Annotated in this window: 6 protein-coding genes; all 6 read left to right on the top strand. The window is 49.1% G+C overall.

The features are described from left to right. Nucleotides 1-326 (top strand): hypothetical protein (locus tag VGK14_RS11490; protein ID WP_331509231.1); only part of this gene is annotated, 326 nt, incomplete at its 5' end. 9 nt (nucleotides 327-335) lie between these two features. After that, nucleotides 336-1,781: a hypothetical protein gene (locus VGK14_RS11485; protein ID WP_331509230.1), complete on the top strand. Its 1,446-nt coding sequence runs from the start codon at nucleotides 336-338 to the stop codon at nucleotides 1,779-1,781. After that, nucleotides 1,778-2,317 carry a hypothetical protein gene (locus tag VGK14_RS11480; RefSeq protein ID WP_331509229.1) on the top strand — a complete coding sequence of 180 codons (540 nt, stop codon included), beginning with the start codon at nucleotides 1,778-1,780 and terminating at the stop codon, nucleotides 2,315-2,317. Before VGK14_RS11485 ends, VGK14_RS11480 begins: the two co-directional genes overlap by 4 nt. A gap of 6 nt (nucleotides 2,318-2,323) precedes the next feature. Continuing rightward, nucleotides 2,324-4,186, top strand: coding sequence for an NAD-dependent epimerase/dehydratase family protein (locus VGK14_RS11475; RefSeq protein ID WP_331509228.1), 1,863 nt, complete (start codon nucleotides 2,324-2,326; stop codon nucleotides 4,184-4,186). 41 nt (nucleotides 4,187-4,227) lie between these two features. Further along, nucleotides 4,228-5,205: a glycosyltransferase family 4 protein gene (locus VGK14_RS11470; protein ID WP_331509227.1), complete on the top strand. Its 978-nt coding sequence runs from the start codon at nucleotides 4,228-4,230 to the stop codon at nucleotides 5,203-5,205. 25 nt (nucleotides 5,206-5,230) lie between these two features. Beyond that, entirely contained in the window at nucleotides 5,231-7,105 is a 1,875-nt protein-coding gene (locus VGK14_RS11465) for a nucleoside-diphosphate sugar epimerase/dehydratase (protein WP_331509226.1), read from the top strand. Nucleotides 7,106-7,109 lie beyond the last annotated feature (4 nt).

The following is a 7,109-nucleotide window of genomic DNA, read 5'->3' as shown; positions in this document are numbered from 1 at the left end:
TTGGGCACCCTAAACCGTTGCCAAGAAAAGTTTGGTCGAGTGCGCATAACTGGTATTTGGATTTGATCGATAACTTCGGTTTGATTTCAGTATTACCAATTTTGTTTTTGACGGGTTATACAACATATCTGCTATGCCATTATGGGGAAAAATTGCCGAGCGAAACGCTATGGCTTGGCGCTATCGTTTTTTACCTGGTCGTGGTGGACAGCAACTTCAAGGTAACCTTGCGTCAACCATACCCTGGCATTTTTGCGTTTTTCTTATGGGGAATGCTTTTGTCGAAACTGACTATAAAGCGAACCGAAGAGATAGCTACTTGCTAGCATGAATGTATGCAAGAGTATCTTAAGCTTGATCGCATATTAATAAGTTTAGCTGGAGTATTTGGTGCCGCATTGATGTGGCTGTTGAGTTTTAAGATCGTAGCTACATGGCTGGGGCCAGAAGGTGTAGGGCTTTTTTCCCAATTTAGGCAAATCGTTCAGGCAGCAACGATTGGTGCGACATTTGGTGGGACCAATGCGGTTGTACAGGGGCTTGCTGAAAAGAGCGATGACATTCAACGCCGTCACTTCAGGGGTATTGCGAGTCGCATGATCGGGCTGACTGGATTGCTGCTGGCTTTGTCTATTTTTATTTTCGCAGAACCACTCACCCGATTTTCTTTATCGTCGATTGATTCTGATGCTGTTTCAGCAGTCCGTTGGCTCAGCTTGGTTGTTTTGTTGAGCGTTGCGGGAGCCTACTCAATCGCTGTTTTGAATGGTTACCGATCTTTTCATTTTCTGTCAGTTTCACAATTAGCTGGCCCCCTTGCACTGGTAATCATGTTAGGCGCATTTTATTTTTTTGAAGTGTCTTACCGCCCGCAAATTTTGGTATGGTCATTTGGGCTTTGCTTCGGCGTGACTTTTCTGTGCGGTGCATGGGGTATGTCGCGATTTCCCAAAAGCTCTCTTGAGCTGGTTGCCGGAATCTTGTACTTGTCTGAAGCAAGGTCATTCTTGAAGTTTGCACTCTCTACAATGGTGGCGGCTCTGTCTGCAACTGTCGCGATGTTGCTGATTCGTTCGTGGATTATCGGTGAACGGGGTCTTGCCTTTTCGGGCTTATTCGATGTCGGATGGACGCTGACTTTCAATTATGTGACGCTATTTCTCACGGCATGCAATACAATTTATTTGCCCTTGTTAACGGCTGCCGGGAGTGATGAAGAGCGGCGGTTATGTGTTCTTAAAACTGCATACCTGGTTCTGTTAGGATGCGTGTTAGTCTGTTATTTCCTAGCGGTATTCAAGATGCCGGTCATTCATTTGCTGTATAGCCAGAAGTTTGAATTGGCTGGAAATGTGTTGGTGATCCTGTCGATTGCAGTAATTTTTCGTGGTGTTTCCTGGGTATATGGCACGATGATCCTTGCAACCAGGGATGCGCGAGTACTGCTTGTGTCCGACCTGGGGTTGAATGCAGTTTTATTGGTTATGATCTGGGTTAGCTTGCAGAAATACGCCTCACTGGAGTCTCTGGGTTGGGCATTCGTGCTTTCCAATTTAATTTATTTGGTTTTTGTTGTGGAGTATGCACGGTACAAAAATAGATTGATGTTAAGGCGTGAGATATGGCCTTTGATTATTATTGCCGTATTACCTCTATTTTTGATGGAGATGAAATACCAGGATTCGCATTTGGTTCATGGGGTTGTCCCGATGTTATTCCTCATTGCTGGACTGCTCATGAGTTTGGTTACCTGGAATGCCTATAAAAAGGTGGCTGCGTGAAGAATCTGCGGGCAGATATTGAAAGGTATTATCAACTGGCAGGTCGCCAAACGGTGGATTCCCCTTGGAGAATCCTAGCGGCGTGCTTTAATGTAAAGCTGCTCCCGATAGTTTTTTTGCGAGTTTCAGCTTTTTTTTATCGACATCGTCTTGGCCAGGTGGCCAAGCTTTTTACTTTGTTGAATATCTTGCTTTTCGGTATTGAGGTGTCGCCGAGAGTCAAAATTGGTGGCGGACTGTTTCTGCCGCACACCGTTGGCACGGTCATCGGTGCAGAGATTATCGGGGATAATGTCACTATTATGCAGGGAGTGACATTGGGTGCTAAAGAACCGGATATGCACTTTACCCCTATGACCCGGCCAGTCATCGGCAGCCATGTGTTGATCGGTGCGGGTGCCAAGGTGATCGGAAGGGTGACGGTCGGCAACCATGCCAAAATTGGCGCGAATGCGGTAGTAGTACATGACATCCCTGCCCATGCGGTGGCCATTGGTGTCCCGGCACGGGTGATCAAGAATGCTGCTACAAATTGAGGATGTATGACTGAAATTTATCTGACCGCATCGTTGGTCCTATATAAACCGGATTTTTTGGTTCTTGGGCGTACCCTGGATGCCTTGCAGCGGGCGTTTGTCTTTGCCCGTCAGGAGCATAAGCTCCATCTTGAATTGACCTTGGTGGATAATTCGGATGACCGGGAATGGGCAGAGCGCATTGAAAAATGGGTGGAAGAACGCGCATTAAAACTGGATGGCTGGAAGATAAGTCTGCTGAACCCGGAAAGCAATCTTGGCTATGGTCGCGGCAACAATCTGGTGATTGAAAGGGTTGAGTCTGACTACCATCTGGTGATCAATCCGGATTTGTTTTTAGAACCGGATGCGCTTCATCAGGCGCTGGATTTCATGCAGAGCAATCCTGATGTGGGGCTGCTGGTTCCTTCAGTCTTTGGTGAAGATGGACAGCGACAATACTTGTGCAAGCGATCCCCAACCTTGTTCATTATGTTTTTGCGCAGCTTTGCCCCCAACTGGACGCAATCGGTATTCAGCTCCGTGATTGAAAAATTTGAAATGTGCGATCAGAACTACGAAGAAATCATCGAAGGGGTTCAGTATCCCACTGGGTGTTGCATGTTTTTTCGTACCCAACTATTGCAGCAGATAAAAGGATTTGATCCGGATTACTTCTTGCACTATGAAGATGCGGACATCGGGCGTAGGCTGTCCATGATCGCCAGGATTGTTTATGTCCCGAATGTCAGAGTGATTCATCTATGGGCTCGTGACACCCATCACTCCCGGAAGATGCTTTGGATCACGGTGCGCTCCGGCTGGATTTATTGGCGGAAGTGGGGGGGGGCGTTCAGGAGCAGCTTTGGGTATGGCTTTACTCCGCAGAATATAAAAAAAATCGAGGTGGCAAAATCGATGCCCCGAAAAAAGATATTAGTTACAGGCGCTAATGGATTTGTCGGTCAGCACCTCTGCGCGAGATTGAGGCATGAAGGTTGCGTGGTGCGGGGTGCGGTTCGTCAAATATCCCACCAAGGCTTGGCGCGCGATGTAGAACAGTTCCCGATTGGCTCGGTCGATCAGCATACTGACTGGTCAATTGCGCTTGCTGACGTCGACGCAGTAATTCATTTGGCTGCCCGTGTCCACGTTATGTGCGATTCTGCCAAAGACCCACTTACGGAATTTCGCAAGGTGAACGTTATTGCAACTAGCAATCTTGCGCGTCAGGCAGCATCTGCCGGCGTTAAACGCTTTATCTTTATCAGTTCCATAAAAGTTAATGGGGAGGGTACCCCGATAGATAAGCCATTTACGGCTGAGGATGTACCGGCGCCTGTCGATCCTTATGGCATATCAAAGCATGAAGCCGAGGAGGCATTGAAAAAAATTGCTGATGAGACGGGGTTGGAACTAGTGATTATTCGCCCGGTTCTCGTGTACGGGCCGAAGGTTAAAGGTAATTTTAAAGAACTGATGCGGTGGCTTTTTAAAGAGATTCCATTGCCGGTCGGAACAATAAACAACAAGCGTAGTTTGGTATCGCTTGGCAATCTGGCGGATTTCATCGTAACTTGTTTAGCTCATCCTCGAGCATCCAATCAGGTATTTCTCGTTAGTGATGGCATAGACCTCTCCACGCCTGAGTTGCTAACTATGACAGCATTGGCGATGAATAAGAAGACTCATCTAGTTGCGGTACCTGCGAATTTATTGTGCAGTTTGGGAGAGTTACTGGGAAAAAAAATGGTTGTTCAGAGGCTATGCGAGTCTCTGCGAGTCGATATTGGCAAGAACCGCGAACTGCTGGGATGGATCCCTCCGGTTTCTGTTGAGGCTGCGCTGGAAGAAACCGTTTCATATTATATGGCAGACTATGATAGATGAATTTTTCAATAAATTGCTTCTCAATTAAAAACATATCATTGATGACTTATATTCCATATATCCTCTACCCAGTTTTTCTGGGGCTGATGAGTGTTTTTTTTCTGATATGTATTCTGTTAAGAATCCCTTTTTTTTCGCACGTGCTCGATCAGCCTAACGGGCGCTCATTACATGCTGTACCCGTACCACGCATTGGCGGAATTGCGATCGTGATAGGGGTTCTAGTTTCGTGGGCCGTGACCAGTATATGGGTTGGGCCCATCCTGATCTGTATGGCTGGCTTGGCTACGTTGTCTTTTGTGGACGATATGAAAGGATTGGGGATCGGCTGGCGATTTGCAGGGCATACGCTAGCGGTGATTTCATTCGTGTTCTGGTTGCCTGGGCAATGGAATTTTGTTTTTGTATTGATGATGATCCTGGCGATGATCTGGATGATCAACCTTTACAATTTCATGGATGGCTCAGATGGTCTTGCTGGCGGAATGGCGCTTTTTGGTTTTGGTGGCTATGCCGCAGCTGCTTTCTTTGGTGGTGATGCTTATTTTGCGACTCAACCGGCAGTAGTCGCGGCTGCGGCATTGGCGTTCCTTTGGTTTAATTTTCACCCCGCACGAATCTTTATGGGCGACGTGGGTTCGATTCCGTTGGGTTTCCTCGCAGGCGCGCTGGGGTTGCTCGGTTGGCAGCGCGGTGATTGGCCTTTGTGGTTTCCCGTGTTGGTGTTTTCACCTTTCATTATGGATGCCACGATAACGTTGCTCAAGCGATTGTTAAACGGTGAAAAGTTCTGGCAGGCGCACCGCAGCCACTATTACCAGCGCTTGATCCGGATGGGGTGGGGGCACCGCAAAACGGCGTTTGGGGAGTATAGCCTGATGGTCTTGTCTGGGGGCTCTGCTGTATGGCTAATGAGGCAATCCTGGATGATGCAAGTAGCCGGCTTGGTGATTTGGTCGCTGGTATATGTTTCGTTGGCTTTGACGATAGATCATATGTGGCGAAAGACCTTGCCTTGAGCTATTCCATTTTCAAAGGCCACTTGTGAAAAACAATCCCCAAATCCGCTTGCTGCTAGCGATCACTCATGATGCATTGGTTTCGGCCATCGCCTGGATATCGGCTTTCCTGCTCCGATTCAATTTCTCGCTACCGCCCGAGCTCTCTTCACTAATATGGCAGACCACTCCCTGGGTGGTGCTGGTTCAATCGCTGGTATTCTGGCGAATGGCTTTGTATCGCGGGGTATGGCGGTTTGCCAGCATTAGCGATTTAAAGCGAATTCTGATGGCTACCGGGTTGGCTGGATTAATTGTGGCGGCAGGGTTGCTGATGTTGCGTCTACCGTCTCCTGTATCAAGAGCGGTACTGGTACTCGATCCGATTCTTCTGATTCTGATGATGGGCGGAAGTCGTTTTGCCTATCGCGCTTGGAAAGAACACCACCTAATCCGATTTTCGCAGTTGCAGGGTGAGCCCGTGCTAGTGATTGGGGCGGGCGAGGCCGCTATTGCCTTGGTGAAAGAGCTGGAACGCAGCCCCCAGTGGCGTGTGGTGGGGCTACTGGATGACAAGGAGAATCTGCATGGTTTCCAGATTCACGGGGTGCCCGTACTCGGCAGTTTGGAGGTTTTGAATCGAGCTGCTAATGCTATGTTGGCCAAACATGTCATTATAGCCATGCCTTCAGCCACACACCAAGCCCGGCAGAGAGTGATGCGAGCCTGTACCGAGGCCGAGCTAAACGTATTAACCGTCCCTTCGTTCGAAGACTTGATGAGCGGAAAGGTTAGCATTTCGAGCATCCGCAAAGTGGAGGTGGAGGACCTGCTTGGGCGCGAACCAGTGCAGCTGGACGATGCCGGTTTGCATGCCTTGATTGAGCATCGAGTAGCGATGGTCACCGGCGCAGGGGGGTCGATTGGTTCGGAACTGTCTCGCCAGATTGCAAAGTTCCAGCCGTCGTTGTTGGTACTGTTTGAGATTGGCGAATTTGCCTTGTATCAATTGGAGCAGGAGTTTGCACAAGCGTTTCCATCGTTGCGCCTTGCCTGTGTGGTCGGCGATGTCAAAGATCGGCGTCGGCTGGATGACGTGATCAGCCATTACCTGCCTGTCGTGGTGTTTCATGCGGCAGCCTACAAGCATGTGCCGATGATGGAGAACGGTAATGCTGGCGAAGCGCTGCGCAACAATGTGCTGGGTACGTATTGTGTGGCCGAATCCTGTATCGTCCATGGCGTGGAAAAATTCGTGCTGATTTCGACTGATAAAGCGGTTAATCCCACAAACGTGATGGGCACCACCAAGCGTCTGGCGGAAATGGTTTGTCAAGGATTGCAGGGCAAGGGGCGCACGCGGTTCCTGATGGTGCGCTTCGGTAATGTGCTGGGTAGTAGCGGCAGCGTGATTCCCAAATTTCGCGAACAGATAGCCAAAGGCGGTCCGGTGACGGTGACGCATCCGGAAATCACCCGTTATTTCATGTCGATTCCGGAAGCTGCGCAACTGGTGTTGCAGGCCGGATTGATGGGGCAGGGCGGGGAAATTTTCGTGCTGGACATGGGGGAGTCGATCAAGATTGTTGAGCTGGCGCGTGAAATGATCCGTCTCTCCGGTTTCACCGAGGATGAAATCAAAATCACCTACAGTGGATTGCGTCCCGGCGAAAAGTTGTACGAAGAATTGCTGGCCGATGACGAGCATACCCTGCCGACTCCTCATCCCAAGCTGCGCATTGCCCAGGCGCGTAAAGTTGATGAGGCTTGGGTCAAAAATGTCGTGGACTGGATTGAACGCGGCGATCTCAGCGAAATAAACGTAAAAAAGAAATTGCTGGAATGGGTGAGCGAGTATCAGCCTGCGTTACATCAAAATGTTCACCTTACTGCTGTACCCGGTGCCATCACTATTCACTGAAAAG

Source organism: Novimethylophilus sp. (genome assembly GCF_036504375.1).
Lineage (GTDB): Bacteria > Pseudomonadota > Gammaproteobacteria > Burkholderiales > Methylophilaceae > Novimethylophilus.
Note: the sequence above shows the minus strand (reverse complement) of the source record. Positions and strands in the feature narration are given on the sequence as shown.